We start from the raw sequence: 26451 nt of genomic DNA on the forward strand, positions 1-26451 counted from the left end.
CGAGCGGGGACGTTGCACTATCGGACGAGGATGTTGCGGAATTGCCATGGGTCGTTTTTGTCGAGGTCTTCCAGGAACAGACCAGGACGGTTATCGAGCGGCGTCCAGTCGGTGTAGTAGCCCCTGACCGGCCCGAGATAGGGGGACTGCACTTCCAGGCAGCGCCTGTAGTCAATCTCGTCGGTCTCGACGATGCCGGCCTCGGGATTTTCCAGCGCCCAGACCATGCCCGCCAGCACCGCCGACGTGACCTGCATGCCGGTCGCGTTCTGATAAGGCGCCAGCTTGCGCGCTTCCGCCAGCGACAGTTGCGAGCCGTACCAGTAGGCGTTCTTGTCATGGCCGTAGAGCAGCACGCCGAGTTCGTCGACACCGTCGACCAACTCGTTCTCATCGAGCACGTGATGCACGGATTGCGCCTTGCCGGCGGCGCCGAACATCTCGTGCAGCGACAGCACGGCGTCGTTGCAGGGATGGTAGGCGTAGTGGCAGGTCGGGCGGTATTGAACCTTGCCCTTCTTGCCGCGCAGGGTAAAGAAATCGGCGATCGAAATCGACTCGTTGTGCGTCACCAGGAAACCGTATTGCGAGCCGGGCGTCGGGCACCAGCTGCGCACACGGGTGTTGGCGCCCGGCTGCTCCAGATAGATCGCGGCCTTCGAGCCATGCTTGTGCTTCTTGGCGTTCTTCGGCATCCAGGTCTCATGCGTGCCCCAGCCGAGCTCTGCCGGCTGCAGGCCTTCCGAGATGAAGCCTTCGACCGACCAGGTGTTCCAGAACACGTCCATCGGCTTTAGCTTCTTGGTGCGCTGGGTGTCGCGCTCGGCGATGTGGATGCCCTTGACGCCGGCCTTCTTCATCAGCTTGGCCCAGCCTTCGCGATCGTGCTGTGCGGGCTCCGAGAACTCGAGGCCAAGATCAGTGGCGAGGTTGACCAGCGCCTGCTTGACGAACCACGAGACCATGCCTGGGTTGGCGCCGCAGGTGGAGATTGCGGTCGCCCCGCCGGGGTGCGCGTGCTTCTCTTCGATCATGGATTCGCGCAGCGCGTAATTGGTGCGGCTGGCATTGTCGGCCTTGGCATCGAAATAGAAGCCGAGCCATGGCTCGACGACGGTATCGATGTAAAGCACACCCAGCTTGCGACAGAGCCGCATCAAATCCACTGAGCCGGTGTCGACCGACAGGTTGACGCAAAAGCCCTGGCCGCCACCTTTGGTCAGCAGCGGGGTCAAAAGTTTCTTGTAGTTCTTCCTAGTCACCGCATCCTGCATGAAGGTGATGCCGCGCTCGTCCAGCAGCTTGCGGTCGGTATCGAGTGGATCGATGACCGTCATGCGCGACTTGTCGAATTTGAAATGGCGCTCGATCAGCGGCAGCGTTCCCCGTCCGATCGACCCGAAGCCGATCATCACGACAGGGCCGGTGATCTCACCGTAAACGGGCCAGTTTTCATTCGCCATTTTATCGATTACTCCCTCAAACAGGCTGAAAAGCCGGGCAAAAAGACGCAAAGCGGGTCATTTATTGTCCGACGGCTACGCGCTACACCACAGATCATTGTCATAAACCAGCGAAAAGCGCCAACCGCGGCCACGCTGTGTTGGCCACGTGGTTAAGGCCAAAACCATGGATGGGGAGCTCTATCCGAGCCTGAGCCCACTGCCCATTCGCCAAGGCGCGAGTGACGCGCCCGCCCGTTCAACGGATTTTCGTTCTCGGCGCAACTGTGGATGCCCGCACCAACAATTCTACGGGCAGAACGACTTGGCGGGGCGGTTGATTGTCGAGAACCGTGCGGGCGGCGAGCCTGCCTTTCCAGCAGGTTCCTTCGTGGCCTCAGGCAGTTTTTGAGCGCAACGGGGACTGTTTGTTATAACGTAACATTTTCGATTGACGAACGTGATAACATAACATAACGGATCGTCAATGGCGGCTTGTGTGATCTTTCAGACCTGACGCTGGGCTAACGGCTCGCGGCGCTCGCCATGCGCGTCCGGCATGTCTCCCACAGAATTGCTTGAACAGAAGGAGTGATTGAATGTCCAGGATGCTGAAGCTTGCCGCCGCGGCGAGCGTTGTAACATTGTTGCCAGTCACCTTCTCGGTGGCCGCAGCCGAGAACCTCAAGGTTGTCGCCAGTTTCTCGATCATCGCTGATTTCGCCAAGAATGTCGGCGGCGACCGTGTCGATATCGCCACGCTGGTCGGCCCGAACGGTGACGCCCATGTCTACGAACCAAAGCCGGCCGACGCGGCCGAAGTCGGTTCGGCCGACGTGGTGCTGGTCAACGGCCTCCAGTTCGAGGGCTTCCTCCAGCGTCTCGTCGAGGCGAGCGCGACGAAGGCGCCGGTCGTGGAATTGACCAAAGGCGGCGAGGTGTTGCGCAACACCGAGGAAGAAGATCACCACGAGGATAAAGCCGCCGCAGGCAAGGAAGGGCATGCCGGGGAGGCGGACGAGGGCCACGAGGAAGGGCACCACCATCACGGCGAGTCCGATCCCCATGCATGGCAGTCCGTGCATAATGCCGAGGTCTATGTGAAGAACATCGCCGATGCCTTCTGTGCCGCCGACAAAGCTGGCTGTGACACCTACCGGCTCAATGCCGAATCATATGGCGAGCAGCTCGAGGCACTGGAAGAGGAGATCAAGGCGACCATAGCTGAGGTCCCCGAGGACAAGCGGATGATCATCACCTCGCACGACGCGTTTGGGTATTTCGAGCATGAATACGGCATAAAATTCCTCGCACCGGAGGGTGTCTCCACCGAATCTGAAGCCTCGGCCGCCGATGTCGCGGCTCTCATCAAACAGATCAGGCAAGACAAGGCTTCGGCAATCTTCGTGGAAAACGTCACCAATCCCCGCCTGATCGAGCAGATCGCCAGCGAGACGGGCCTGAAAGTCGGCGGCGAACTCTACTCCGACGCCCTGTCGGACGAGAATGGCCCGGCGGCGACCTACATCGAGATGATGCGGCACAACATCACGGTGATCAAAGGCGCGATCGTTGGAAGCTGATCGCCATCCCCACGATGGAAAGGCGGAGCAATCCGCCTTTTCGTCGATCATCATCAGTTATGTAATAACATAAAGGAAAATACAGTGAGGACAAATTGGGCGTCAGCCACGGCCATCGCGCTGCTTCTATGTCTATCAAGCGCTGCCCATGCCGAGGAGGTGACCGCCTGGCGCCTCTTCATCTCGGATCACGCGGAGCCGAAGGTGACCGTGATCGACGCGGTCGATGGCGGAAAGCTCGACACGTTCCGGATCAAGGGGCCAGCGTCGCTCCATCGCAGCGAAAGCGGCCGGACCGTGTTCGCCGTGCAGGGCGCGGCCGGCGTCGTCACCGGGATCGCGAGCGGCATTTCCTTCGAGGATCACGGCGAACACGGTGATATCGACGTCGAAGCGCCGAAGCTCGCCGGCGTCGAGATCGCAGGCGGGAAGCCGTCGCATTTCGTCGAGCATAACGGAGACTTCGCCGCTTTTTTCGACGGCGAAGGTGCCGCCCGCATCATTTCCGAGAAGGCGGTCCTAGAAGGCAAATCAGATTTCAGGGAAATGAAGACGGACGCGCCGCAGCACGGCGTCGCAGTCGCCTATGGCTCCTATGTCCTCCTGTCGGAGCCGAACAGGGAAAAGCCCGACGAACTCCCGGTCGGCATCAGGGTCGCTGACGAAGCCGGCGCGCAGGTCGGCGGCTTCCACGCCTGCCCCGACCTCCACGGGGAGGCGTCTTCCGGAAATGTCCTGGCTTTTGCCTGCGCGACCGGCCTGCTTGTCGTCACCCATGGCGACGGCACCCCGGCGATCCGTCACCTGCCTTATCCCCACAGCCTGCCGCACGGCAAAACGACGACGCTGACCGGCGGCAGAGGCCTGCAATATTTCCTCGGCAACTTCGGTGCCGACAAGGTGGTGCTGATCGACCCGACGGTCGAGAGCGACGCATTCCGGCTGATCAGCCTTCCGACGCGCCGCGTGCATTTCGCGGTCGATCCCGTTCGTGCCAAATTCGCCTACGTCTTCACGGAGGACGGCCAGCTTCACCAACTCGACGTGGTGAAGGGGGAGATCGCGAACTCGCTCAAGCTGACCGATCCCTATTCGATGGACGGTCACTGGAGTGACCCGAGGCCGCGTGTCGCGGTCGCCGGCGACAGGATCGTGGTCACGGATCCTTTGCGAGGTGTGCTGCATCTCGTTGACGCGACGTCGTTCGAGAAAACCGGCGACATTGCTGTCGAAGGCAAGCCCTTCAACATCGTTTCCGTCGGCGGCTCCGGTCAGACCCACGAAGGCGAGTAGTCGTTCCTCCCAAGCGGCCGCCGCGCGTCCGGCCCATTCTTTCCCGGGCCGGACGCATCTTCTCCAACTCGCAAACAGGCTTGAGACACGGCCCTCGGCGTGTTGTCCGGTGGCTCTTCGGTTGCGTTTCAGCCCAGGCGTGCTGGGATCAATCCGCGCAGCGAATTGCCGACGAACAGGGCTTTGGCCGACTTCAGATCGTCCAGGGTGTAGATTGCTTTGCGGGCGCGGCCTTCATCCAGCAATTCGCCGCGCAACACGCCGGGCAGCAGGCCGCAATCGAGCCGCGGCGTCGCCAGCGCGCCGTCGCCGAAATCGGCGAAGAGATTGGTGATCGTGCCCTCACAGATTTCGCCACGCTCGTTGGCCAGCAGCACCTCGTCGGCCCGGCTGATCAGATATTCGGCTCGCGCCCGCTGATAGATGTCCCGGCGGCTCGTCTTGTGGCGCAGCAGCGTGTCGCTCGAATCGAGCCGCACCCGCGCCAGCTGCAGCCTCCACACCTTGTCGGCTGCGTGCGGCTCATAGGGCAGCGCCGTGGCCGTCACCTTGCCGCTGCGCGACAGGACGAGGCGTGTGCGCAATGCGATATCGGGCCGGTCGACGGCGTTCCTGAGCGCCTCGCCGACCTTCTGCGGGTCGCAGGCAAATCCCAGCTCGGCTGCGGAGCCATAAAGGCGTGCCAGATGGCGGTCGAAACGGAGGAAGCCCTGGCCTGGCTCCCAGCGCATGGTTTCGATCAGCTCGAAATCGGCGGTGTTCCCGTCGCGTAGCGCGCTTTCAGCAGGCACTCCTGATACTCCTCCTCGGCCGTCGAATCGAAGACGACGCCACCACCGACATTGTAGACGGCCTCGCCACTGGAAAAGAGCGAGATGGTGCGGATCGCCACCGAAAAGCGCATCGTTCCGCCTGGCGCGATCCAGCCGATGGCGCCGCAATAGACGTCTCGCGGCGTCGCTTCCAGATCGTGCAGGATTTCCATGGCACGGATTTTCGGGGCGCCGGTGATCGATCCGCATGGGAACAGCGCAGCGAAGATCTGGCGGATGGTGAGGTCGGGCAAGAGCCTGGCCCGCACGCGGCTCACCATCTGGTGGACGGTCGGGTAGCTCTCGATGCGGAAAAGCTCCGGCACCTCCAGCGTGCCGACCTCTGTGACCAGCGAGATGTCGTTGCGAAGGAGATCGACGATCATCCGGTTCTCGGCCTGGTTCTTCTCGTCGTTGAGCAAGAATGCCTTCAGCCGCTCGTCCTCAGCCTTGGTCGCGCCGCGCGGGGCGGTGCCCTTCATCGGATGGGTTTCGATCATGCCTTCGGCATCGATCTCGAAGAACAATTCCGGCGAACGCGACAAAACGACCGGATCGCCGAGCGCGATCAGCGCACCGTATTTCACCGGCTGGCGCTCGGTCAGCGCGTCGAAGGCGGCCAGTGGATCGCCCGACCATCGTGCATGAACCGGAAAGGTCAGATTGCCCTGGTAGCAATCACCCTTGCGAATGTGATTGTGGAGCCGCGCAAAGCGTTTTGCGTAATCTTCTGAAGACCAGGCAGCCCTTGCGTCGAAGATCGGGCCGTTGGTCGCCGGCGCGTGGCCGCGCACGACCGCCTGTTCGACAGGCGCGTCGAAGATCCCCAGGCAGACGAGCGGGGCGCGGCGGCCGCCCGGCAGCAGCGGAACGAGCTTCGGCTCGAGCAGGTAGCCGGCTTCGTAGGAGAAATATCCGGCCAGCCATTTGCCGGCGTCATGCGCCGCCTGCGCGATTTCCAGCGCCGGCAGGAAATCCTCCGCCTCATGCGCCACGATGATGCCGGCCGGACGGTCGAAAACGAGCTGATGCGCGCGCTCATCATTCCGGAAAATTGCAGAGGGCAGGGACATGGGACTCGGATGCTGCGATCGATGGCGCCAGCTATCGCTCTATATGGGGGCTTGATCGCGCGCAATCGAGAGAGCGGCGTCTCAAGACGCAAAGGCAGCCCTGGTCGAAAAGCAGACTGGCGGCACCTCGAGGGCGCCGCCAGTCTGTTATGTGCTCGATGCCGGCAGGCAATTCAGGTGTTACTCGCGGTCCCCGCGGTCGGGAAGCGGCGCGCGAATTCCTTCTCGTCGCCGGCGGCAAGCAGTTTTGCCTGCTCGATCCAGCGTTCACGCTCGATGCGGCCGTCGAACTCGAGAACGTCTTCGATCCGCTTGATATCCGCTGCTGTCCAGGCGGCGATCTGCGCGTAGGTTCTGACTCCAAGGCCGTGCAGCTTCCGCTCGTTGACCGGGCCGATGCCGATCAAGCGACGCAGACTGTCGGCTTTATCAGCTGCTGCCGCTGTTGCCTTGCCTGTGGCCGCTTTCTTTGCCGCCGGTGCGGCCTTCTTGGCTGTAGCGCTCGTTTTCGACGCAGCCGCTTTCGATGCACTTGCCTTTGGCGCGGCTGCCGCCGTGACGGCCGCCGGTTTCTTGGACGTGGTCTCGGCCGGCGTAGACTTGCCCGACCCAGTCTTGGCAGGCGCAGTCTTGGCCGGCGCGGTCTTTGCAGGCGAGGTCTTGGCCGGCGCGGATGTCGACATCAATGCCGACGGTGCCGGGATTGCCGCCTTTGTCGCGCCGGCCTTGGCGCCTTGCGCCTCGCCCAGTTGGCGCTCCAGGTCGGCGCGGGCGCCGCGGCATACATCCAGCTCGCCGGTCAGGCGGTCGGCGTCGGCGCGCAGCCTGTCGCGCTCGCTGCGCGTGCGGTCCAAGTCACCGCGCAGGCCGTCGAGTTCGCCACGCAGCCGTCCCCAGATGAACCAGCCAACCAACACACCTACAAGGAACGCCAGGAGCATGTAGAAAAAAGTGCCCATTGTCTCTTTCTCCAGTCCGATCCATCCGCCGTGGCCTGGAGGAGGTGACCTTGGCACAAGGACCATTCAATGGTGGCTCCGCTGTTCGCGGAACAGCCGGCTTAAATCGAGCTGTCGGCGATCGGCTTTTCCTGCCATGGCCAACGGCCGCTGTCGCATTCACCGAAACGCCGTGACCAGCCTGAGTTTTTCCCCTGGCCTGAGCCGCACGCCCCGACTGAGCTTGAGGCGGACGCTATCATACAGCTTCCGGAAAGCTAACGGAAAAATTCCATGAAGAGTTATTCAAGAACAATATTTGGGCGGGGATAGAAGGGGCCTAATATGCATTGCGGCTAAACTGTTCTGCCGACCCCGTATGTTCTGTGCTGCGCGTCAATTGTCCAATGCTTCAAGCTCGTCGATCAGACCGCCGATCACGCCAAGCCCGATCTGCCAGAAGGCAGGGTCGGTGGCATCAAGGCCAAAGGGCGCCAGGAGCTCGGAATGATGCTTGGTGCCGCCGGCGCGCAGCATGGCAAAATATTTCTCCTGAAAGCCACGCTCGGCATTCTGATAGACCGCGTAAAGCGAATTCACCAGGCAGTCGCCGAAAGCATAGGCGTAGACGTAGAAGGGCGAATGGATGAAGTGTGGAATATAGGTCCAGAAGACCTCGTAACCCTCGCGCAGCTTGATCGCCGGCCCGAGGCTTTCCGCCTGCACCTCCAGCCAGAACTGGCCAAGCTTGTCGGATGTCAACTCGCCGTTCTTGCGCTCGGCATGCACCTTGCGTTCGAATTCGTAGAAGGCGATCTGGCGCACGACCGTGTTGATCATGTCCTCGACCTTCTGGGCGAGCATGGCCTTGCGCTCGCGCTTGTCAGTGGTCTGGTCCAGCAGCGAGCGGAAGGTCAGCATCTCGCCGAAGACGGATGCCGTCTCGGCCAGCGTCAGCGGCGTCGAGGCCATCAGCGCGCCCTGGCCTGCGGCCAGGACCTGATGCACGCCATGGCCAAGCTCATGTGCCAGCGTCATCACGTCGCGCGGCTTGCCCATGTAGTTGAGCAGAACATAGGGATGCGCCGACGGCACGGTCGGATGCGCGAAGGCGCCTGGCGACTTGCCGGGCCTGACAGGCGCATCGATCCAGTTGCGGTCGAAGAAAACCTGGGCGATTTCCGCCATGTCAGGCGAAAAGCGCCGATAGGCGGAAAGCACCGTGTTTTTGGCCTCATCCCAACCGATGATCGCTTGCGGGGTCTCTGGCAACGGCGCATTGCGGTCCCAGTGGTTCATCACCTCCATGCCGAGCCAGCGTGCCTTCATCTGGTAGTATCGGTGCGACAGGCGCGGATAGGCGTCGCGAACGGCTGAGGCCAGCGCATCCACCACGCTGCGCTCGACGCGATTGGCGAGATGGCGCGAATCGGCGATGTCCTCGAAGCCGCGCCAGCGGTCGGAAATCTCCTTGTCCTTGGCCAGCGTGTTGGTGATCAGGGTGAAGGTGCGCAGATTCTTGCGGAAGGTTGCAGCCAGTGCTTCGGAGGCCCGGCGGCGGACCTCGCCGTCGGCGTGCTGGAGGCGGTTCAGCGCCGGCTCCAGGGTCAGCTCCTCGCCATCGATGTCGAAGCGCAGATCGGTCATCGTCTCGTCGAACAGGCGGTTCCAGGCGCCGCGTCCGGTAATAGACTTCTCGTGGAAAAGCTGCTCGACCCGGTCCTCGAGCTGGTAGGGTTTGTCCTTGCGCAGATCGAGTACCCAGGGCCGGTAGTGGGCGAAGGCCGGATCGGCAGCAAGCGCGGTCTCGATCGCGGCATCGTCGATGAGGTTCAGTTCCAGCGCGAAGAAAAGAAGATGCGCGCTGGCGTCGGTCATCTTCTCCTGAATGTCGCCATAGAGCTTGGCGCGCTGCGGATCCGTCGTGTTGCCGGCATAGACCAGCCCGGCATAGGAGACGATCCGGCCGATCAGTTCCTCCAGCGCCTCATAGGCGGCAAGCGCCTCGCCCAGCCTGCCGCCGTCGCCGCGCGCCGCCTCGGCGGCGAGCGTGCCTTTCCAGCGGCTCTCGAAGCTGGTGGCATCGGTCGCCGCCTTGGCGATGTCGCGCTTCAGCTCGGGGGCATCCATGCCCGCATAGAGATCGGCGAGGTTCCATTCCGGAAGGCCGCCAAGCTCCGCCGCGCCCTGACTGGACGATGCCGCCGCCGCAAGCTGCCGACCAAAAACCATGCCCATTGCCATATCTTCCAGAACCAAGATTCGAGGGGCCAAAATTCGAGGGGAATGAGAGGCCGGTCAAATGCTAAGGAATTCGTTCACCGGGTTTTTTGAAACCTTATTTAGAACCCTGTGCCAAGATGATCCATAGAGTGGGTTTCCCAAGGCGGCCAAATGGGCGGGCATCGTTGAACCAGTCATGACAGGTTCCATACTCATAGTCGATGACGATCCCGTGCAGCGCAGGCTGCTAGAGGCGGCAGTGACGAAATTCGGCCACAGCGCGATCGTCACGGATGGCGGCGAGGCCGGTCTTGACGCTCTCGACGGGCCTAATGCGAGCGATGTCTCGGCGATCATCCTCGACCTCGTCATGCCGGGCCTCGACGGCATCGGCGTGCTGAAGGCGATGCGCGAGCGCGGCATCCATATTCCGGTCATCGTGCAGACCGCGCAGGGCGGCATCGAGACCGTCGTTTCGGCCATGCGCCACGGCGCCTTCGATTTCGTCGTCAAGCCTGCCTCTCCCGACAAGCTGCAGGCATCGATCGTCAATGCGCTCAAGGTCGAGGCGGTCGAGGGCGAAGTGAAGCGCACGTCGCGGCGTCGCGGCGGCAATCTGACCTTCAAGGACATGATCACGCACAGCCCGGCGATGGACCGGGTGATCCGCCTCGGTCAGAAGGCCGCCGCGTCCAACATCCCGATCCTCATCGAGGGCGAATCCGGCGTCGGCAAGGAGCTGGTGGCGCGCGCCATCCAAGGCAGCGGCGACCGCCGCTCAAAACCCTTCGTCACCGTCAATTGCGGCGCCATCCCTGACAATCTGGTCGAATCGATCCTGTTCGGCCACGAGAAAGGCTCGTTCACCGGCGCCACCGAAAAGCACATGGGCAAGTTCGTCGAGGCGCATTCGGGCACGCTCTTCCTCGACGAGATCGGCGACCTGCCGCTCGACGTTCAGGTCAAGCTGTTGCGCGCCGTGCAGGACGGTGAGGTCGATCCGGTCGGCGGGCGTTCGACCATAAGGGTCGATATCAGGCTGATCTCGGCGACACACCGCAACCTTCTGCAGCAGGTCAAGGACGGCAAGTTCCGCGAGGATCTGTTCTACCGGCTGAACGTCTATCCGATCTTCGTGCCGCCGCTGCGCGACCGTCGCGACGATATCCCGTATCTGGTCGAGCACTTCATGGAGAAGGTTGCGCCCACCGATCCGCGTCACCGTCTGCACGGCATTTCGCCTGCGGCGCTCGCCATGCTGCAGGCCTATGACTGGCCGGGAAACATCCGGCAGCTGGAAAATGCCGTTTTCCGGGCCTCGGTGCTTTGCGAAGGCGACGTGCTGACCGAGGAGGAGTTTCCGCAGATCCGGGCGCAGGTCGAGGGCACCGTCAACCTCGATGCGCATGGCGCGTTGCCCGCCTCGCCTTTGGCCATCGAGCCGTCTGGCGAGGACGCGCCGGCCGACAACGGCATCGCTGCGACCGAGCTCGATCCGCCGGCTAGGCCGCAACCCCGCTTCGGTACGCTGCGGGCGCTCGACGAACGCGGCAATGTACGCGCTCTGGCCGATGTCGAACTCGAAATGATCGAACTCGCCATCAACCATTACAACGGCCAGATGAGCGAAGTTGCCCGCCGCCTTGGCATCGGCCGCTCCACGCTCTACAGGAAGCTCAAGGAGTATGGCATCGACCCGGAAACAGGCCGTGTGGACCGGCTCGCTTCCTGACGATGCAAGGTCCGACAGCTTGCCAGTCTGGCATCAGGACAAGATCGACAGTCGTCGACGGGATGTGACGCGTGGCGGGGCGAGGCGCTTGCGGCAGTGTTCACACATTGAGGCGTCCGGTAACAGATCGTGTTGCGGGCAAAGGCCGAAACATGATCTAAACCAGCAGTTTACCAAGAAACCCTGCGCAATATTTTTGACGGGATATCGCCACGGTGTTACCGCATTTCGGCTTCAATAAGCGATGATTAACCATTAGGATCGATATTCGGGTGTGAACACCACCGCATCCGTTTGGTCAAATCCGGGGACAAACGGCAGCCTGCAAGGCCTTTTGATTTGAACAAAGTCGAACGACACACAAACGGGCGGCACTATCACATGAGCGTCTGGCCGAGATGGCTGGCAGCGGTGATTGTAGCCTGTGGCCTCCTTGCAGCGGCTGCGACCGGAGCCAGCGCCCAGACACGCTCGCTGAAACTCTACAACCTCCACACGAAGGAGAGGGCGGAGATCGTCTTCAAGCGCGGCGGCCGCTACGACCAGGCGGGTCTGAAAAAGATCAATGTCCTCCTGCGCGACTGGCGCCGCAACGAGCCGACCAAGATGGATCCGCGCCTGCTGGACCTGGTCTGGGAGGCTTACCGGCAGAGCGGCGCCAGAGACTATATCCAGGTCGTGTGCGGTTATCGCTCGCCGTCAACGAACTCGATGTTGCGTGGCCGCAGCAGGGGCGTCGCCAAGAAAAGCCAGCATATGCTCGGCAAAGCCATGGATTTCTATATTCCCGGCGTGCCGTTGAAGAAACTGCGCGACATCGGTCTGCGGATGCAGGGCGGCGGCGTCGGTTACTATCCTTCGTCCGGCTCGCCCTTTGTCCACATGGATGTCGGCAATGTGCGCCACTGGCCGGGCATCAGCCGCCAAGAACTGGCGCGCGTCTTCCCCAATGGCAAGACACTGCATGTGCCGAGCGACGGCAAGCCGCTGCCCGGCTATTCGCAGGCGCTCGCCTCCTACAAGGCGCGCAAGGGCGCCGGCACTCCTGCCATCGAACTGGCGAGCGCAGGTGGCGGTTCCAGGAAATCCGGCGGCCTGTTGGCGGCTTTCTTCGGCGGCGGTGAAGACGAGGCGGACGACAGCGCCGATGTCGCAGCCGCGCCGGCGCCGAAGTCGAAGAACGTGAAGATGGCGAGCGCGAAACCGACGCCGGCCGCCAAGAGCAGCCAGCTTCCGGGCATTGCTATCGTGTCGCCTCAGGATGCGAAGCGCGCCGAGATTCCGCAGATCGCCGATGCGCCTGCTCCGGAACCGGAGGAGGACACGCCCGAAACAATCATCGCCGCGCTGCCGGCGCGCAGCGTTCCGTTGCCTGATTTCGCTCCGCGTCCGAAGACCGATGTCGGCGCCCAGCCGCCCGAAAACGTTCCGTTCGGCGTGGCGGATGCCACCGCCACCACTGAACAGGCTGTGGCGACCGCGCAAGCGCCGGCCGGCGTTCCCTTCGGCGTAGCTGACCCGTCCGCTGCCACCGGTCCGACGCAGGTTGCCGCCACCAACATTCCGTTGCCGACCTGGCGTCCCGATCACTCGTTGCCGGCCGACATTGCAGCGGCCGACCTTGCGCCGCAGGACAAGGATGTGCTTTTGGCGCTGGCTGATACGGCCGGGCAAGGCAAGACCGCTACCGATGCATTCTCGGTGCTACCGTCGGCGCGGCCTGACTTGAAGCCGACTGACCAGGTCCAGCCCGACGAGGTCAAGGCTGTCCTCGAGCGGGTAAGCGCAACCGACGGATACCAGGTCGCTTCGCTCTCCCAGCCGAGCTCGGTCTCTATCGATCCGGCGAACATCGATACCGCATCGCCGCGCAAGGCTGTTTTTGCCCGCCCGGCCGGCTCCGATCCGGCCGCAGTGATCGGGGCGGGTGTGAAGACCACCCGCAAGGAAGCCAGGGCAACCGCCCGTGATCTGAAGCCCGGTCCAAAGGCCGTGGTGATCCCCGCCGAGCCGCAGGCTGCGCGCTGGGCGCTGAACAGCGGCGAGAAGGTCGCCACCGTCTCCAGCGCGACGACGGCGCCGCGCTATGCCTACAACATCGTGCACACGCCGCCGAGCGAGGTCTACACCGCGGGCTTCCAGCCGGAGGATCAGTCGGCCGACGCCAACCGGTTCACCGGCAATGCCGTCAAGTTCCTGTCGGTCGCCCGCTTCCAGACCAAATAGCGGATCGACCGAGCAAATAGAAAGCCGCGCCGGGCAACCCGCGCGGCCTTTTGTTGTCCGCAGAAAAGAACGCCGGCGATACCGCCAATCTTCCCCCAAGCAAGGGAGGATTGGCTCTACCGCCCGAGCTTGCTCGCCGCGCGCGCCAGGGCCTCGATCTCGTCCCACTTGCCGGCCTTGACCAAGTCGTCCGGCGCTACCCAGGAGCCGCCGACGCAGATGACATTCGGCAGGCTCAGATAATCGGCGGCGTTCTTGCCGGTGATGCCGCCGGTCGGGCAGAATTGCACATCGGCAAGCGGCGAGGCGAATGCCTTGAGCGAGGCGATGCCGCCTGACTGTTCGGCCGGGAAGAACTTCAGGAAACGCAAGCCTGCCTCGCGGGCGGCCATGATCTCGCCGGGCGTGATGGCGCCGGGCAGCAACGGCACGTCGCTGTCCTTCGCCGCCGCCAGAAGCTCGCGGGTGATGCCGGGGCTGACGATGAACCTCGAGCCGGCCGCTGCCGCCTCGCCGAACTGGCGGGCGTCCAGAATGGTGCCGGCGCCGACGATGGCGTCCTCGACTTCGCTTGCCACGAGCCGGATCGCCTCCAGCGCATCGGCGGTCCGCAGCGTGATCTCGATCGCCGGCAGGCCGCCGCGCGCCAGCGCGCGGGCCAGCGGCACGGCGTCAGCGACGTTGGCGATCTTCAGCACCGGGATGACCGGCTGGCCGTTAAGCAGCGACAGGAGTTTTTGGGTCTTGGTTGACATTCGCTCTGTCTCTCCGGCTGGGCACTGGGCAGTTCAACCGATTAGCAGAAGGCCGTTTTTCTGTCCACGAAGCGAACCGTGTCGCGATGTCACGCACTGCAAGGCAATCCACTAGGCCGGTCGTCGAAGCCACCAAGGAGAGGCTGATCCACGTGCCAGCCTTGAATCGGCTTTCATCAGCGTTTAGTGGCTTCGGCGATGACACCGCCCAATCAACCCTTCCGCGTTGCCGCGCTCTACAGGTTTGCCCGGCTCGATGACTTCGAGGCGTTGCGTGCGCCGCTCGCCGCCTTCTGCTGCGGACGCGGTATCAAAGGCACGCTGCTTCTGGCGCATGAGGGCATCAATGGCACGGTCGCCGGCAGCGACGCGGCGGTCGCCGCGCTTATCAACCATCTCGAATGCATCGAAGGTCTCGCCGGCCTCGAGGTCAAGTACAGCAGCGCCGCGCAGATGCCGTTCCATCGCATGAAGGTGCGGCTGAAGCGCGAGATCGTCACCATGGGCGTCGAAGATCTCGATCCGGCGGCAAACGCTGGCACCTATGTCGCGCCGGCCGACTGGAACGCGCTGATCTCGGATGCGGACACGATTGTCGTCGACACGCGCAACGCCTACGAGGTGTCGATCGGCACCTTCAAGGGCGCGATCGATCCTGCCACGACGAGCTTTCGCGAATTCCCAGCCTGGGTCGAGCAGCACCGGGCCGATCTGGTCGGCCGGAAGGTGGCCATGTTCTGCACCGGCGGCATACGCTGCGAGAAGGCGACGGCCTATGTGAAGTCGCTCGGCTTCGAGGATGTGTTCCATCTCAGGGGCGGCATCCTGAAATATCTCGAAGAGGTGCCCGCCGAACAGAGCCTCTGGCAGGGTGACTGCTTCGTCTTCGACGAGCGCGTCTCGGTGTCGCACGGCCTGGTCGAGGGTGAGGCCGAACTGTGCCGCGCCTGCCGGCATCCGCTGACCGGGCAGGACCGGCTGTCACCGAAATATGCCGCCGGCGTCTCGTGCCCGCGCTGCTTCGACGCTCGTTCAGACGAGGATCGTGCGCGCTATGCCGAGCGCCAGCGCCAAGTCGAGCTCGCGCAAGCGCAAGGCAGGCGGCCGCATATCGGCCGTTAGGGAGCGGTAGATCCTGCGATCATTGGCCAAGCCCGTCATTGTAATGTCAATATCCGGGACCTACGTCTTCGACGTCCGAAACCTGCCCGTGCACGTTCGTCCGGGCCAATTCTGGAGGCATTGATGTTCGATCCCAAGAAGCTCCTCGACGATCTGCTCGGCTCGCAAATTCCCGGAACGGGGTCGACTGTCCGCGAAAAAGGGGGTCAGGCGGTGCAGATGGCCAAGGACAATCCGCTGGCGGCAGGCGCGCTGGCCGCGGTGCTGCTTGGAACCGGCGCTGGCCGTCAGGTCACCGGCACTGCGGTGAAGCTCGGTGGCCTGGCCGTGATCGGCGGCCTCGCCTACAAGGCTTACCAGAATTACAAGAATGGCAAGGCGCCTGCGGAGACGCCCGCCGCCGGCGAGCCGGAATTGCTGCCGCCGCCCGCCGACACCAGCTTCCACCCCTCGCAGGCGCCGCAAGGCGAGGATGAATTCACGCTGACGCTGGTGCGGGCGATGATTTCGGCGGCGAAAGCCGATGGCCATATCGACGACGACGAACGGCAAAAGATCGCCGGCAAGCTCAGCCTAGCGGGCATCGGCACCGACGCGGAGAAATTCCTGATGTCGGAGCTGGAGACGCCGCTCGACCTGGATACGCTGGTCGCCGGCGCCCAAACCGACGCGCAGAAGCTCGAACTCTATACCGCCTCGCGCCTCACCATCGATCCGGATACGCGTGCCGAACGCGGCTATCTCGATCTGCTCGCCGGCCGGCTCGGCCTGCCGGACGCGCTGGTCGACCATGTCGAGGCGACGGTGTCGGCGGCAAAGGTGCCGGCGTCAGGGGTGCCGGCATCAGACAAGAAAACCGGCAACGCCGCCGCCAATTCGCGCTGGTAGGCTTCAGTTCGGAGAGCGGGAATCCGGCGTCCTTTCGCGTTAACATCTCATTTACCCAGGAAGCGCATGATTCTAGCCAGTCGGATCGGCTTTCTTCCTCCCAAGCCTGGTTCGGATCAGGGCGGTCGCCAATGGCCGCCCTTTTTGTCGGACCTGGCTGGTGCATGACCCGAAATCGGAATCGATTTTTGAAAGGGATCATGCGCAAAATCAAATTGCTCAAAAATCGAGGTGCAGCAGCGTTCTTCGCGCGTTCAAAAAGGGCACGCTCCGCTGTAAGAGGACAGCCATGACAGATTACAGAACCGCCATCGTCACCGGCGCCGGCACGGGCATCGGCAAAAGCGTCGCCACGGCGCTGCTCAAGACCGGCTGGAACACGGTGTTCTGCGGGCGCCGCAAGCCGGTGCTGAACCAGGCGATCGCCGAGGCCGGACCGACACATGCCAAGGCGCTGGCGGTCGCCTGCGACATCAGCAAGGCCGACCAGGTCGACGATCTGTTCGAGACGGTGGCGGCGGCTTTCGGCCGTGTCGATCTGCTCTTCAACAATGCCGGCATGGGCTACAAGTCGACATTGATCGATGAGATCCCGGTCGAGGTGTGGAACGACATTGTCGGGGTCAATCTCACCGGCTCGTTCCTGTGTGCCCGCGCCGCCTTCGGCGCCATGCGCAGGCAGCAGCCGATGGGTGGCCGCATCATCAACAATGGTTCGGTGTCGGCTTACGCGCCGCGGCCAGGCTCGGTGCCCTATACTGCGACCAAGCACGCCATTACCGGGTTGACCAAGACGCTGGCATTGGACGGCCGACCCTATGACATCGCCTGCGGCCAGATCGACATCGGGAATGCCTTGACCGACATGGCACAGGCGATGACGGTTGGAGTGCCGCAGGCCAATGGCTCCATCGCCGCCGAAGCGGTGATGGATGTTCAGCGCGTCGCCGATGCCGTCGTCCATATGGCCAGCCTGCCGCTCGACGCCAATGTGCTGTTCATGACCGTGATGGCGACAAAGATGCCGTTCGTCGGGCGAGGGTGAGCGGCCGGCCTAACTAGGATGGTTTGACCGGGAGCGGCACGCCGGGAAGATACAGCGAAATGGGACGGATTTCGTAAACGGCGGTTGGATTGACTCGGCGAAGGTCGCGTGCAATCGCGATCGCGGCATCACGCGTGGCGCAGTCGACGACGTAGAGTCCCAACAATTGCTCCTTGGTCTCGGCGAAGGGGCCGTCAATGACCATTCCAGCGCCCGGCCCGCGCAAGGTACACGCGTCTTGTGTCGCCCCGAGCCGCGCCGCCGGGCCAAGGGTGCCTTCCCGGTATAGCCGTTCGTTGATCTGGAGCAGGTCGGTCATGAGCGCCGCATCCTCTTGCGGCGTCAACGCCGCGACCACTTCTTCCACGTGATAGGCAAGGATGGCATAAAACATCTGACGTCACCTTTCTTCGATCGTGAAGTTTATCGCCGACGACAGCGAGCTGTCTCACTTACCCAGAAACGCCTCGATCCGCTCCAGCGCACGCAGGATGTTCTCTTCGGAATTGGCGTAGGACAGCCTGATGTAGCCTTCGCCGAGAATGCCGAAGTCGGGCCCGCCGATCAGCGCCACGCCGGCGTCCTCGAGCAGGGCGGACGCCAGTTTCTTGGCCTTCCAGCCGGTTTTTGAGACGTTGGGAAAGGCATAGAACGCGCCCTTCGGCGTGATGCAGGAAACGCCGGGCAAGGCGTTCAGCCCCTCGACCACGACCTTCCTGCGGCGGTCGAAGGCGCGCATCATCTTGTCGACGTCGTCCTGCGGGCCGTCGATGGCCGCGATGCCGGCATACTGGCTCGGTGCGTTGACGCAGGACCAGCAATTGACCGCCAGCTTGCGCACCTTGTCGTAGAGATGGGCGCCCTTGTCGCCGTTCGGCCAGATCGACCAGCCCATGCGCCAGCCGGTCATCGCCCAGGTCTTCGACCAACCGTTGAGAATGATCAACCGGTCGCGGATTTCGGGAAAGTTGAGCAGCGAGCAATGCGTCTCGCCGTCATAGGTCATCACGTCGTAGATCTCGTCCGAGAGGATGGCGACGTCCGGGTGCGCTTCCAGCCCTTTAATAAGCTTCTCGATCTCGGCGCGGGGGGTGACCCCGCCGGTCGGGTTGGCCGGGGAGTTGAGGATGAGCAGCCGGGTCTTCGGCGTGATCAGCGCCAGCGTCTCCTCAGCCGAAAAAGCAAAGCCGTTCTCTTCGCGCATCGGCACCGGCACCGGAGCAGCGCCGGTGAACTCGATCATCGAGCGATAGATGGGAAAGCCGGGATCGGGATAGAGGATTTCGGCGCCCGGTTCGCCGAACATCAGGATCGCGGCGAACATGGTCGGCTTGCCGCCGGGCAGGATCATCACCGCCTCGGGCGACACTTCCACGCCAGTGGTGGTCAGCGTGCGGCGCACCACCGCTTCGCGTGTCGCCAGCAGGCCGTTGGCCGGCGTATAGCCATGGTGGCCATCGCGCAGCGCCTTGATCGCCGCCTCGACGATATGTTGCGGCGTCTTGAAGTCGGGCTGGCCGATGCCGAGATTGACGATATCGCGGCCCTGATGGGCGAGCGCGGTGGCGCGAGCCAGCACCGCGAAGGCATTTTCCTCGCCGAGACGATCGAAGGCCGAAATCGTGTGGAGCATTTTTCCCGTCCGTGTGGTTCTTTCACCGAGCGAGCGTTTTTGTGAGCGTCCTTTCGCAAAAGTCAAACGGATTGGAGCTTTGGGTGTCGGAAAATCTCAAGAATTGGCAACCGCGCCCGCGGCCCGAGCGCAAAGTCCTGGAGGGGCGCACCGTCAGGCTGGAACCGCTGAGCGCCGAAAAGCACGGCGACGGCTTATTCGAAGCATCGTCGGTGCCCGACGCCGACGGCCGCTTCGCCTGGCTGCCTGACTATCCGCCGGAGACTCGTGCTGTCTTCCAGCCGTGGCTGGACAAGGTTGAAGCCAGCGAGGACCCGCTGTTCTTCACCGTCATCGACAAGGCCAGCGGCAAGGTCGCCGGGCGCCAGACGCTGATGCGCATCGATCCGGCCCATGGCGTGATCGAGATCGGCAACATCTATTGGGGTCCGCTGATCTCGCGCAGGCCGGCGGCGACGGAAGCGCAATTCCTGTTCATGAAATACATCTTCGACGAGCTCGGCTATCGCCGCTACGAATGGAAATGCAACAACCGCAACGAGCCGTCGAAGCGCGCGGCGGAGCGTTTCGGCTTCAAGTTCGAGGGCATTTTCCGCCAGCATCTTGTGGTCAAGGGCGAAAACCGCGATACCGCGTGGTACTCGATCATCGACAAGGAGTGGCCGGCGCTGCGCAGAGCCTATGAGGCATGGCTCGATCCGGCCAATTTCGATGGCGAAGGCCGCCAGAAGCGACGGCTCGAGGATTTCCGCGCCGAGTTCGGCGCCTGACCATGATCCCGGAAAGTGGACGCCGGTTTTCGGGCAAGATCATGGTCAAACAAGAAGGACCATGATCCCGGAAAGTGGACACCGGTTATCGGGCAAGATCATGGCCAAACAGAAGACAGAGCCTTCATCTCGATTCTGCCGGGATGGACCAGACTCTAACAGGAGTTCGCAGATGGCGCAGAGCCACGACCATGGTTCGCAGGGGCATGACCACAGCCACGGCGCGGGTCATGTGCACGGCTCGACCGACAAGAAACGCGTGCTGACCGCGGCCTGCCTGACCGCCGGCTTCATGGTCGCGGAGGCGCTTGGCGGTCTCCTCACCGGATCGCTGGCACTGTTGGCGGACGCCGGCCACATGCTCGCCGATTCGATCGCGCTCGGCCTTGCCTGGTATGCCTTTCATCTTGCCGGTCGGCCGGCGACCGTACGCCTCACCTACGGCTTCGGCCGGATCAAGACGCTGGTCGCCTATACCAACGGCATCGCCATCTTCGCCATTGCACTGTGGATCGTCTATGAGGCCTGGCAACGCCTGCTGACGCCTGCGCCCGTGCTCGGCGGGCCGATGCTGGTCGTTGCGATCGCCGGCCTGCTGGTCAACATCGCTGCCTTCTTCGTGCTGCATGGCGGCGACCGTGAAAGCCTGAACATGCGCGGCGCCATCCTGCACGTGCTCGGCGATCTGCTCGGCTCGGTGGCGGCGATCGTTGCGGCGCTGATCATCCTGGCGACCGGCTGGACGCCTATCGATCCGATCCTGTCCGTCCTTGTCGCGCTGCTGATCCTGTCCACGGCATGGTCGCTGATGCGCGAAGCAGCCCATGTTCTGCTCGAAGGCGTGCCGGCGAGCCTCGATCGCGACCTGATCGCCAAGGATATCGAGGGCACGGTCAAAGGCGTGCGCGAGGTGCATCACATGCATGTCTGGTCGCTCGACGGGTCAAGCAACATGGCGACATTGCATGCCTGCCTCAATGATGGCGTCGACGCCCATACAGCGGTCAGCGCCATCAAGAAACGGCTTGCATCAGAGCATGGCATTGCCCACGCTACCGTAGAGCCGGAATTCGGCCAATGCGCCGACTGCCATCATGCGCACGATGGCGAGCACGACCATGCGCACGATGCGGCTCCGCATCATGATCACTATCATTGACACCGGGAGTTCCATGGCATTGGCAATGAACTTGATGAATTCCCGCCGTGTCGGGGTCGCGTGATGGATCGCGACACGCGCAATGCGGCGATCGGCGCCCTTTGGGTGCTGCTCCTGTTCGGCATCGCTGCCTACTATTTGCCAACCGTGATGCTGGCGATCGGCAAGGTCTCGACCATCCTCGCCGGCGTCGTTGCCGCTGTCTTCATGGTGGCCATCTTCATCGTGTTCTGGCTGCGTGGCCGCAGCCAACGCAAAAAGGATCATTGATATGCGTGTTTTGATTACCGGCGCGGCAGGCATGGTCGGCCGCAAGCTCATCGCCCGGCTGGCGAAGGACGGAACGCTCCGCGACCGCAAGATCGCCGCGCTCGATCTTCACGACATCGTGCCGCCACAGGCGCCGGTCATCGAAGGCGTCGACGTCGCCATCCATACCGGCGATCTTGCCGCGGCGGGCGCGACGGAAAGGCTGGTCGCGTCGCACCCGGACGTGATCTTCCATCTCGCCGGCGTCGTGTCGGGCGAGGCGGAAGCCAATTTCGATCTCGGCTACCGCGTCAATCTCGACGGCACAAGGGCGCTGTTCGACGCCATCCGGTTGGCGTCCTATGCGCCGCGCGTCGTGTTCACCTCGTCGATCGCCGTGTTCGGCGCACCGTTCCCGGATGTCATTCCGGACGAATTCCATCCGACGCCCTTGACCTCCTACGGCACGCAGAAGCTGATGGGCGAAGCCTTGCTTGCCGACTATACGCGGCGCGGCTTCTTCGACGGCATCGGCATCAGGTTGCCGACCATCTGCGTCAGGCCGGGAAAACCGAACAAGGCGGCCTCGGGCTTCTTTTCCGGCATCATCCGCGAGCCGTTGAAGGGTGAGGAGGCGATATTGCCGGTACCGCGCTCTGTCGTGCACACCCACGCCAGCCCGCGCTCGGCGGTGAATTTCTTGATCCACGCAGCAGGGATCGACGGCAGCGCCGTCGGGCCGCGCCGCAATCTGACGATGCCCGGTGTCGCCGTCACGGTCGGCGAGCAGATCGAGGCCCTGGAACGCGTTGCCGGCGCCAAGGCGGTGAACCTGATCCGCGAGGTGCCCGACGACACGATCTGGGCGATCGTCAAGGGCTGGCCGACGCGGTTCGAGGCGCGGCGGTCGAGAGAGCTCGGCTTTGCTGCCGAAACCAGCTTCGACGAAATCATCCGCGCCCATATCGAGGATGAGCTGGACGGCAAAGTCGCAAGCTAGGGCACTGTCCGTCCAATCGGACGCGCAAAGGCGTCATCCGCCAGTCGTCAGGCTCGCCGAAAGCAGCAGCAGTCCGAACAGGAAGACGAAAGCGGCGCCGCCGATCTCGACGATCGAGTGGATGCGGTTGCCCAAGCGGCCGTCGCCGGCGAAATAGACCGCCCAGTTCTTGGCCGTCACTGCCAGCGTCGCCAAGGCCGAGACGGTGATCGCGGTGCCGAGCGCCATGGCCAGCACCGACAGAATGCCGCCGAACCATAGCCCGTTGAGCAAGGCAAAACTCAGCACGATCAGCGCACCCGAGCAGGGGCGGATGCCGACCGCAGCCACCGCCGACCAGGCCGTGCGCCAGTCGAAGCGGTCGCCGGAAAGCAGTGCTGGGTCGGGCGCGTGTGAATGTCCGCACGTCTCGCAGACTTCGCCCGCCGCATGGTGATGATGGTCGTGCCCGCCATGACCGTGATGATCGTCGTGTGCGCCATCATCGTGACTGTCGTGGTCGTGGCCATGTGCGTGAAGCGCGTGGGAATGCGCCGAATGCGCATGCGCGAGATGCGAGGGGCCTGTGTGCGAATGGCCGGCATGGGCGGCCGACAGACTGTAGGCAGGGCTTGCGCCAAACAGGCGAAGGACGGCGGGGCCGGCCTTGCGCCACAAAAGCCAGGCGCCGAACAGCGTGATCAAGACAAAGCTCATGACTTCGAGGAACCATGCAGCGTCGGTCATCGAGATAGCGGTGCCGCGCAGGACGAAATAGGCGAGCACCATCACGAGGATCGCCGTCAGCGCCTGCAGCAAGGCCGAGACGAAGGACAGCATGATGCCGCGCCTGAGCGCGACTTCGTTCGCCACCATGTAGGACGAGATCACCGCCTTGCCGTGGCCGGGGCCGGCGGCATGGAAAATGCCGTAGGCGAAGGACAGGCCGATGAGCAGCCACAGCTTGCTGCCATCCTCGCGCATCGCCTTCATCGCCGTTGCCAGCGCTCGGTAGAATTCCTGCTGGCGCAGATTGATCCACATCAGGATATGGGCGAACGGGCCGGTGGAGGGAGCTATCCCGTCATTGGTGCCGATGCCGAGCGAGCTCTGGGCGTGGGCGGCACCAAGAAAGTGCGTCATCACAAGGGCGATGGCCAAAAAGCCGAACGCCAGACGCAGGGACGGTTTCGTCACCGGATTATCCTTCTGACTGACAGCTCAGTTCGAGCTTGGTCGCAAAGATCTTGCTCATGTCGGTGCCTGTCGGATCGTTGAAGAAGGCGTCCGTCAGGGTCTTCTGATTCTCGGCGAGAGCCTCGTCGGGGTTCGGACGGATGACCTTTCTCGTGCATGTCGACGGCAAGCCATCGACCTGCAGATTCGCATCCTCGGTGAAATCGATCGCTGTGTAGAAGGTCGGATCGTAGACGCCGATATCGATCTTGCCGGCCAGTTTGGTCGGCGCTTTCGGTTCGGATTCGAACAGAATGATGAGCTGGTCGTTGTCGAAATTTGCCATCAGTTGCGGGGGCGGGTTCATCGCCTCGTCCTTGCCGTCGACGGTGACGAGCTGGAAGTAGTTGAACTCCGCCAGCGAGGCATGGACGGTGTCGGCGACATCCTTCAGCTCCTTGTCATCGAGCTTCAGGTCGGAATTCTTGTCGAATTCCATCATCACCGTGCTCGAAAACAAATCGTCGAAGCGCCAGAGATGGCGCAAAGCTTTCACACTTTGGTGATCCGGGCTGAGAACCACTTCGAGGCGGGCCTCGGCGAAGACGTGGGGATGCACCTCGGCTGGCCCGACCGTGGCAAATGTCGCCGCCATGGCCGAAGCCATCATGATTGCTTGCCGTTTCAGGTGCATTCTCGGTCGCGATTCCATCAGCTTGGGTAAATATCGAGAGTTACCAGAAAGGGGGCGAAAATGGGACCGATAGCCGACTGAAAGCTCACGCGCTGTCAGTCGTCTTGAACCACTGCACCAGGAAGTCGACAAAGACGCGAACCTTCGCGGGCAAATAGCGCCGGTGCGGATAGACGGCGAAGATGCCGCCACCCGGCAGGATGCGGTCATCCAGCGCGGTCATCAGCCGGCCAGTTTCGATGTCGGGCGCCGCGATGAAATCCGGCAGGATGGAAAATCCTAATCCCGCCACGGCGGCGGCCCTTGCGGCCATCGGACTGTTGACCTCGACCGGACCCGAGACCGAAACGCTCACCGTATCGCCGCTGTCGCCTTTGAACGGCCAGTTGGTCAGCCAGCGGCCGTTGGTGTCGATGATGCAGGGCACGCGGCTAAGGTCCTGCGGCCGCACCGGCATGCCATGTTTCGCGATCAGTTCGGGAGATGCGCAGAGCCGCACCGAAAACGGCGCCAGACGTCTTGCGATCAGCGAGGAGTTTTCCAGCCGCGAAATGCGCACGGCAAGATCGAAACCTTCCTCGACCAGGTCGACGAAGCGATCGTCGAGACGAATGTCGAGCACGATGTCGGGATGCTGCTTGGCAAAATCGATCAACGATTGGCCGATCGGTGCGTCGGCGAAAGTGCGCGGCGCCGAAAGCTTGATCCTGCCGCGCACGTCGCCGGAGGATTCACGCACCGCATCGGCCAGGCTGTCGACCTCGCGCACGATTTCCGAGGCGCGCCGGTAATAGGTGTGGCCGGCCTCTGTCATCGAGAACTGCCGCGTGGTGCGGTTGAGGAGCAGCGCGCCGAGCTCGTCCTCCAGCTCGCGCACATATTTCGACAGCAGCGCCTTCGAGCGGCCGATCTTGCGCGCTGCTGCCGAAAAACCTTCGGCCTCGACCACGTCGATGAAGGCGCGCATGCGGGTCAGCGTATCCATGTCATGCGCTCCTTCTTTGATGGGCTGTAAGGATGCGCGCGGCAAGCGCCATCAGTTGCTGGTCGCTGTTCTTCGGTCCAAGCAGCGAAAGGCCGAAGGGGGCACCGTCGACCTGGCCCAGCGGCAGCGTGATCTGCGGAAAGCCGGACAGGCCGGAAAGACACAACAGCCTCAGCGCGCGTTCGCGGTACGTCTGCAAATCGTCGAACGAATCGGCCTTGAGCGGGGCGGCGCCCGGAACGGTCGGAAACACGAGGACGCCGTCCTCGCCAAGACGCTCGGCGAGCTCGATGCGGAAGGCGTCGCGCCGTTCCGTTTCATATCGCGCCGTCGCGGCGTCGATGGCCGCGCCATGCTCGAAGCGTTCCTTGACGCCGGGGCCCAGCATCCGGTCGCTCTGCGAGATCCAGGCACCATGGCTTTGCCAGGCCTCGTACCCCTGCAGCTTGCGGAAGCACCAGTAGAGATCGTCGGTGGAATGCGATAGCGGTTCAGCGGTCCTCGGTGTGCCCATCACCGAAGAGACATGCCGGACCATGCCGCGATAGTCATCGGCTTCCTGCGGGCCGAGCACGAGCCCGTCCAGCGCACCCAGGGTGAGGGCGCGCCGCAATTCGTGGCGGTGCAGGTCGTCGCCGAGTAGCACCGCGCCGACCTTGTCGTAGGTGGTCATGTCCCTGGCAAACCACCCGAACGTATCGAGGGAGGGGGCGAGCGGCATGGTGCCGTCGAGCGAAATGCGGCCGTGCGTGACCCTGAGGCCGATCAGGCCACAGAAACTTGCCGGGGCGCGGATGGAGCCGCCAGTGTCGGATCCGGTGGCGATGTCGGCCAGCCCGCCGGCGACCGCGGCGGCGGAGCCGGAGGATGAGCCGCCGGTGATGCGGTCCGGTGCTGCCGGATTGACCGGCGACGGAAAATGCGCGTTCAGCCCCATCAGGGAGAAGGCCAGCTCGTCGGTCTGCGTCTTGCCGACGAAGCGCGCGCCCGAATCAAGCAGCGCCTGGATCGCCGGCGCGGTCGCCGCGGCGGGCGAAGCCTCCTGGTACTTCTGCGGATTGCCGCAACCGGTGCGGTAGCCGGCGACGTCGTAAATGTCCTTGACGGCCAGCCGCAAGCCGGCAAGTGGGCCGGATTGCGCGTTGGCAACGGGGATCTGGTCGAGGTCGAGAAAAGCGTTCAAGGGGCCGCGAGTGCCTGTCATGCGTTCGATATCCGGATACAGCCTGTCCAACATTGTTCGCTGCCAGCAATTTTACAACCTGGCGTACGATTTTTATTGATTGTGAAACTCTTCGCTCTTATATCGCGCTTGCCCAAAGTCGCACGTGCCTGTGGGTGTCCGCCGATCCTCGAATGGTGAGGGCAATCGGTAAGGTAACTGGAGCCAACCCCTCCAGTCGGTTTAGCGGCCAACCGCCAGACCGAGGACACCTTGAAGCAACGACGGTGCGGGCCTTTCTGGTGTTCTGCCGGTCGTCCAAAGACCGGGGTTACTGAAGAGGCACACCTTCATTGCCGGCAGTGCGGACGGGTTTCCCATCCAAGCCAAGGCAGACAAAGCGAACCGAGGCCGGGCAAGGCCAAGGTTCACCGCCGCGAGACGGCGCTTCATGGTTCCGGGGTCTCCACCGGCTGGTTCCATGGATTTGGCGTCCCGCCTTTGTCCACCGC

Annotated in this window: 23 protein-coding genes; 11 read left to right on the plus strand and 12 right to left on the minus strand. The window is 63.1% G+C overall.

Annotation, left to right across the window (positions count from 1 at the left end):
* Nucleotides 1-17: 17 nt before the first annotated feature.
* Nucleotides 18-1463 (minus strand): homospermidine synthase, encoded by a 1446-nt coding sequence (locus E5X88_RS24460; protein WP_292165845.1) that lies wholly within the window; start codon nucleotides 1461-1463, stop codon nucleotides 18-20.
* 578 nt (nucleotides 1464-2041) lie between these two features.
* Here E5X88_RS24460 and aztC point away from each other — a divergent pair.
* Together aztC and aztD are read left to right on the plus strand one after the other, a co-directional pair.
* Nucleotides 2042-3025, plus strand: coding sequence for a zinc ABC transporter substrate-binding protein AztC (gene aztC / locus E5X88_RS24465; RefSeq protein ID WP_292165846.1), 984 nt, complete (start codon nucleotides 2042-2044; stop codon nucleotides 3023-3025).
* Between the two features lie 84 nt (nucleotides 3026-3109).
* Nucleotides 3110-4318 (plus strand): zinc metallochaperone AztD, encoded by a 1209-nt coding sequence (gene aztD, locus E5X88_RS24470; protein ID WP_292165849.1) that lies wholly within the window; start codon nucleotides 3110-3112, stop codon nucleotides 4316-4318.
* A 128-nt stretch (nucleotides 4319-4446) separates the two neighbouring features.
* Here the strand turns inward: aztD and E5X88_RS24475 are convergent, their stop codons facing one another.
* The 4 genes from E5X88_RS24475 to E5X88_RS24490 form a co-directional block, all read right to left on the minus strand.
* On the minus strand, nucleotides 4447-5109 hold the full coding sequence (locus E5X88_RS24475; RefSeq protein ID WP_292165851.1) for an aminotransferase class IV family protein: 663 nt from the start codon (nucleotides 5107-5109) through the stop codon (nucleotides 4447-4449).
* Nucleotides 5058-6203 carry an aminodeoxychorismate synthase component I gene (locus E5X88_RS24480; protein WP_292165853.1) on the minus strand — a complete coding sequence of 382 codons (1146 nt, stop codon included), beginning with the start codon at nucleotides 6201-6203 and terminating at the stop codon, nucleotides 5058-5060. The genes E5X88_RS24475 and E5X88_RS24480 overlap by 52 nt, the downstream gene beginning before the upstream one ends.
* 173 nt (nucleotides 6204-6376) lie before the next feature.
* Entirely contained in the window at nucleotides 6377-7162 is a 786-nt protein-coding gene (locus E5X88_RS24485; RefSeq protein ID WP_292165855.1) for a proton-conducting membrane transporter, read from the minus strand.
* A 375-nt stretch (nucleotides 7163-7537) separates the two neighbouring features.
* Nucleotides 7538-9379, minus strand: coding sequence for a M3 family oligoendopeptidase (locus E5X88_RS24490; protein WP_292165857.1), 1842 nt, complete (start codon nucleotides 9377-9379; stop codon nucleotides 7538-7540).
* A gap of 181 nt (nucleotides 9380-9560) precedes the next feature.
* On the opposite strand from E5X88_RS24490, the gene E5X88_RS24495 reads away from it, so the two are divergent.
* Together E5X88_RS24495 and E5X88_RS24500 are read left to right on the plus strand one after the other, a co-directional pair.
* On the plus strand, nucleotides 9561-11096 hold the full coding sequence (locus tag E5X88_RS24495) for a sigma-54 dependent transcriptional regulator (protein WP_292165858.1): 1536 nt from the start codon (nucleotides 9561-9563) through the stop codon (nucleotides 11094-11096).
* A 381-nt stretch (nucleotides 11097-11477) separates the two neighbouring features.
* Nucleotides 11478-13322 (plus strand): DUF882 domain-containing protein, encoded by a 1845-nt coding sequence (locus E5X88_RS24500; protein ID WP_292165860.1) that lies wholly within the window; start codon nucleotides 11478-11480, stop codon nucleotides 13320-13322.
* A 116-nt stretch (nucleotides 13323-13438) separates the two neighbouring features.
* On the opposite strand, the gene E5X88_RS24505 is transcribed toward E5X88_RS24500, so the two are convergent.
* Nucleotides 13439-14077, minus strand: coding sequence for a 2-dehydro-3-deoxy-phosphogluconate aldolase (locus E5X88_RS24505; RefSeq protein ID WP_292165861.1), 639 nt, complete (start codon nucleotides 14075-14077; stop codon nucleotides 13439-13441).
* Nucleotides 14078-14275: 198 nt separating this feature from the next.
* Here E5X88_RS24505 and E5X88_RS24510 point away from each other — a divergent pair, with 198 nt between their 5' ends.
* From E5X88_RS24510 to E5X88_RS24520, 3 genes are all read left to right on the plus strand, one after another.
* Entirely contained in the window at nucleotides 14276-15199 is a 924-nt protein-coding gene (locus E5X88_RS24510) for a rhodanese-related sulfurtransferase (RefSeq protein ID WP_292165862.1), read from the plus strand.
* Between the two features lie 123 nt (nucleotides 15200-15322).
* Complete coding sequence (locus E5X88_RS24515) at nucleotides 15323-16087, plus strand: tellurite resistance TerB family protein (RefSeq protein WP_292165864.1); 765 nt, start codon at nucleotides 15323-15325, stop codon at nucleotides 16085-16087.
* A gap of 289 nt (nucleotides 16088-16376) precedes the next feature.
* Nucleotides 16377-17132 (plus strand): SDR family oxidoreductase, encoded by a 756-nt coding sequence (locus E5X88_RS24520; protein ID WP_292165866.1) that lies wholly within the window; start codon nucleotides 16377-16379, stop codon nucleotides 17130-17132.
* 13 nt (nucleotides 17133-17145) lie between these two features.
* Here E5X88_RS24520 and E5X88_RS24525 read toward each other — a convergent pair whose 3' ends face one another.
* Both E5X88_RS24525 and E5X88_RS24530 read right to left on the minus strand, forming a co-directional pair.
* A complete protein-coding gene (locus E5X88_RS24525; RefSeq protein WP_292165867.1) occupies nucleotides 17146-17526 on the minus strand; it encodes a YciI family protein in 381 nt (126 codons plus the stop codon).
* Nucleotides 17527-17580: 54 nt separating this feature from the next.
* Nucleotides 17581-18765 (minus strand): pyridoxal phosphate-dependent aminotransferase, encoded by a 1185-nt coding sequence (locus E5X88_RS24530; RefSeq protein ID WP_292165869.1) that lies wholly within the window; start codon nucleotides 18763-18765, stop codon nucleotides 17581-17583.
* Nucleotides 18766-18848: 83 nt separating this feature from the next.
* On the opposite strand from E5X88_RS24530, the gene E5X88_RS24535 reads away from it, so the two are divergent.
* From E5X88_RS24535 to denD, 4 genes are all read left to right on the plus strand, one after another.
* On the plus strand, nucleotides 18849-19535 hold the full coding sequence (locus tag E5X88_RS24535) for a GNAT family protein (protein WP_292165871.1): 687 nt from the start codon (nucleotides 18849-18851) through the stop codon (nucleotides 19533-19535).
* 172 nt (nucleotides 19536-19707) lie between these two features.
* A complete protein-coding gene (locus tag E5X88_RS24540) occupies nucleotides 19708-20694 on the plus strand; it encodes a cation diffusion facilitator family transporter (RefSeq protein WP_292165873.1) in 987 nt (328 codons plus the stop codon).
* 63 nt (nucleotides 20695-20757) lie between these two features.
* A complete protein-coding gene (locus E5X88_RS24545; protein WP_292165874.1) occupies nucleotides 20758-20964 on the plus strand; it encodes a hypothetical protein in 207 nt (68 codons plus the stop codon).
* A gap of 1 nt (nucleotide 20965) precedes the next feature.
* Entirely contained in the window at nucleotides 20966-21943 is a 978-nt protein-coding gene (gene denD, locus E5X88_RS24550; RefSeq protein WP_292165875.1) for a D-erythronate dehydrogenase, read from the plus strand.
* A gap of 33 nt (nucleotides 21944-21976) precedes the next feature.
* Here denD and E5X88_RS24555 read toward each other — a convergent pair whose 3' ends face one another.
* The 4 genes from E5X88_RS24555 to E5X88_RS24570 all read right to left on the minus strand — a co-directional run bounded on the left by E5X88_RS24555 (nucleotide 21977) and on the right by E5X88_RS24570 (nucleotide 25981).
* Complete coding sequence (locus E5X88_RS24555; RefSeq protein ID WP_292165983.1) at nucleotides 21977-23065, minus strand: nickel/cobalt transporter; 1089 nt, start codon at nucleotides 23063-23065, stop codon at nucleotides 21977-21979.
* A gap of 58 nt (nucleotides 23066-23123) precedes the next feature.
* Nucleotides 23124-23792 carry a DUF1007 family protein gene (locus tag E5X88_RS24560; RefSeq protein ID WP_292165876.1) on the minus strand — a complete coding sequence of 223 codons (669 nt, stop codon included), beginning with the start codon at nucleotides 23790-23792 and terminating at the stop codon, nucleotides 23124-23126.
* Between the two features lie 85 nt (nucleotides 23793-23877).
* A complete protein-coding gene (locus E5X88_RS24565) occupies nucleotides 23878-24777 on the minus strand; it encodes a LysR family transcriptional regulator (RefSeq protein WP_292165877.1) in 900 nt (299 codons plus the stop codon).
* 1 nt (nucleotide 24778) lies between these two features.
* Nucleotides 24779-25981 (minus strand): amidase, encoded by a 1203-nt coding sequence (locus E5X88_RS24570; protein ID WP_292165878.1) that lies wholly within the window; start codon nucleotides 25979-25981, stop codon nucleotides 24779-24781.
* Nucleotides 25982-26451: the final 470 nt, after the last annotated feature.

This window comes from Mesorhizobium sp. (assembly GCF_004962245.1).
Taxonomy (GTDB): Bacteria; Pseudomonadota; Alphaproteobacteria; order Rhizobiales; family Rhizobiaceae; genus Mesorhizobium.

Bases quoted from the DNA above. Each gene is read 5' to 3' on its own strand.
- E5X88_RS24525 (WP_292165867.1), bottom strand. From the start codon at position 17,526: ATGTTTTATGCCATCCTTGCCTATCACGTGGAAGAAGTGGTCGCGGCG.
- aztC (WP_292165846.1), top strand. From the start codon at position 2,042: ATGTCCAGGATGCTGAAGCTTGCCGCCGCGGCGAGCGTTGTAACATTG.
- E5X88_RS24570 (WP_292165878.1), bottom strand. From the start codon at position 25,981: ATGACAGGCACTCGCGGCCCCTTGAACGCTTTTCTCGACCTCGACCAG.
- E5X88_RS24490 (WP_292165857.1), bottom strand. From the start codon at position 9,379: ATGGGCATGGTTTTTGGTCGGCAGCTTGCGGCGGCGGCATCGTCCAGT.
- E5X88_RS24510 (WP_292165862.1), top strand. From the start codon at position 14,276: ATGACACCGCCCAATCAACCCTTCCGCGTTGCCGCGCTCTACAGGTTT.
- E5X88_RS24530 (WP_292165869.1), bottom strand. From the start codon at position 18,765: ATGCTCCACACGATTTCGGCCTTCGATCGTCTCGGCGAGGAAAATGCC.
- E5X88_RS24545 (WP_292165874.1), top strand. From the start codon at position 20,758: ATGGATCGCGACACGCGCAATGCGGCGATCGGCGCCCTTTGGGTGCTG.
- E5X88_RS24505 (WP_292165861.1), bottom strand. From the start codon at position 14,077: ATGTCAACCAAGACCCAAAAACTCCTGTCGCTGCTTAACGGCCAGCCG.
- E5X88_RS24480 (WP_292165853.1), bottom strand. From the start codon at position 6,203: ATGTCCCTGCCCTCTGCAATTTTCCGGAATGATGAGCGCGCGCATCAG.
- denD (WP_292165875.1), top strand. From the start codon at position 20,966: ATGCGTGTTTTGATTACCGGCGCGGCAGGCATGGTCGGCCGCAAGCTC.
- E5X88_RS24500 (WP_292165860.1), top strand. From the start codon at position 11,478: ATGAGCGTCTGGCCGAGATGGCTGGCAGCGGTGATTGTAGCCTGTGGC.
- E5X88_RS24560 (WP_292165876.1), bottom strand. From the start codon at position 23,792: ATGCACCTGAAACGGCAAGCAATCATGATGGCTTCGGCCATGGCGGCG.
- E5X88_RS24555 (WP_292165983.1), bottom strand. From the start codon at position 23,065: ATGACGCACTTTCTTGGTGCCGCCCACGCCCAGAGCTCGCTCGGCATC.
- E5X88_RS24495 (WP_292165858.1), top strand. From the start codon at position 9,561: ATGACAGGTTCCATACTCATAGTCGATGACGATCCCGTGCAGCGCAGG.
- E5X88_RS24540 (WP_292165873.1), top strand. From the start codon at position 19,708: ATGGCGCAGAGCCACGACCATGGTTCGCAGGGGCATGACCACAGCCAC.
- E5X88_RS24565 (WP_292165877.1), bottom strand. From the start codon at position 24,777: ATGGATACGCTGACCCGCATGCGCGCCTTCATCGACGTGGTCGAGGCC.
- E5X88_RS24460 (WP_292165845.1), bottom strand. From the start codon at position 1,463: ATGGCGAATGAAAACTGGCCCGTTTACGGTGAGATCACCGGCCCTGTC.
- E5X88_RS24520 (WP_292165866.1), top strand. From the start codon at position 16,377: ATGACAGATTACAGAACCGCCATCGTCACCGGCGCCGGCACGGGCATC.
- E5X88_RS24485 (WP_292165855.1), bottom strand. From the start codon at position 7,162: ATGGGCACTTTTTTCTACATGCTCCTGGCGTTCCTTGTAGGTGTGTTG.
- E5X88_RS24515 (WP_292165864.1), top strand. From the start codon at position 15,323: ATGTTCGATCCCAAGAAGCTCCTCGACGATCTGCTCGGCTCGCAAATT.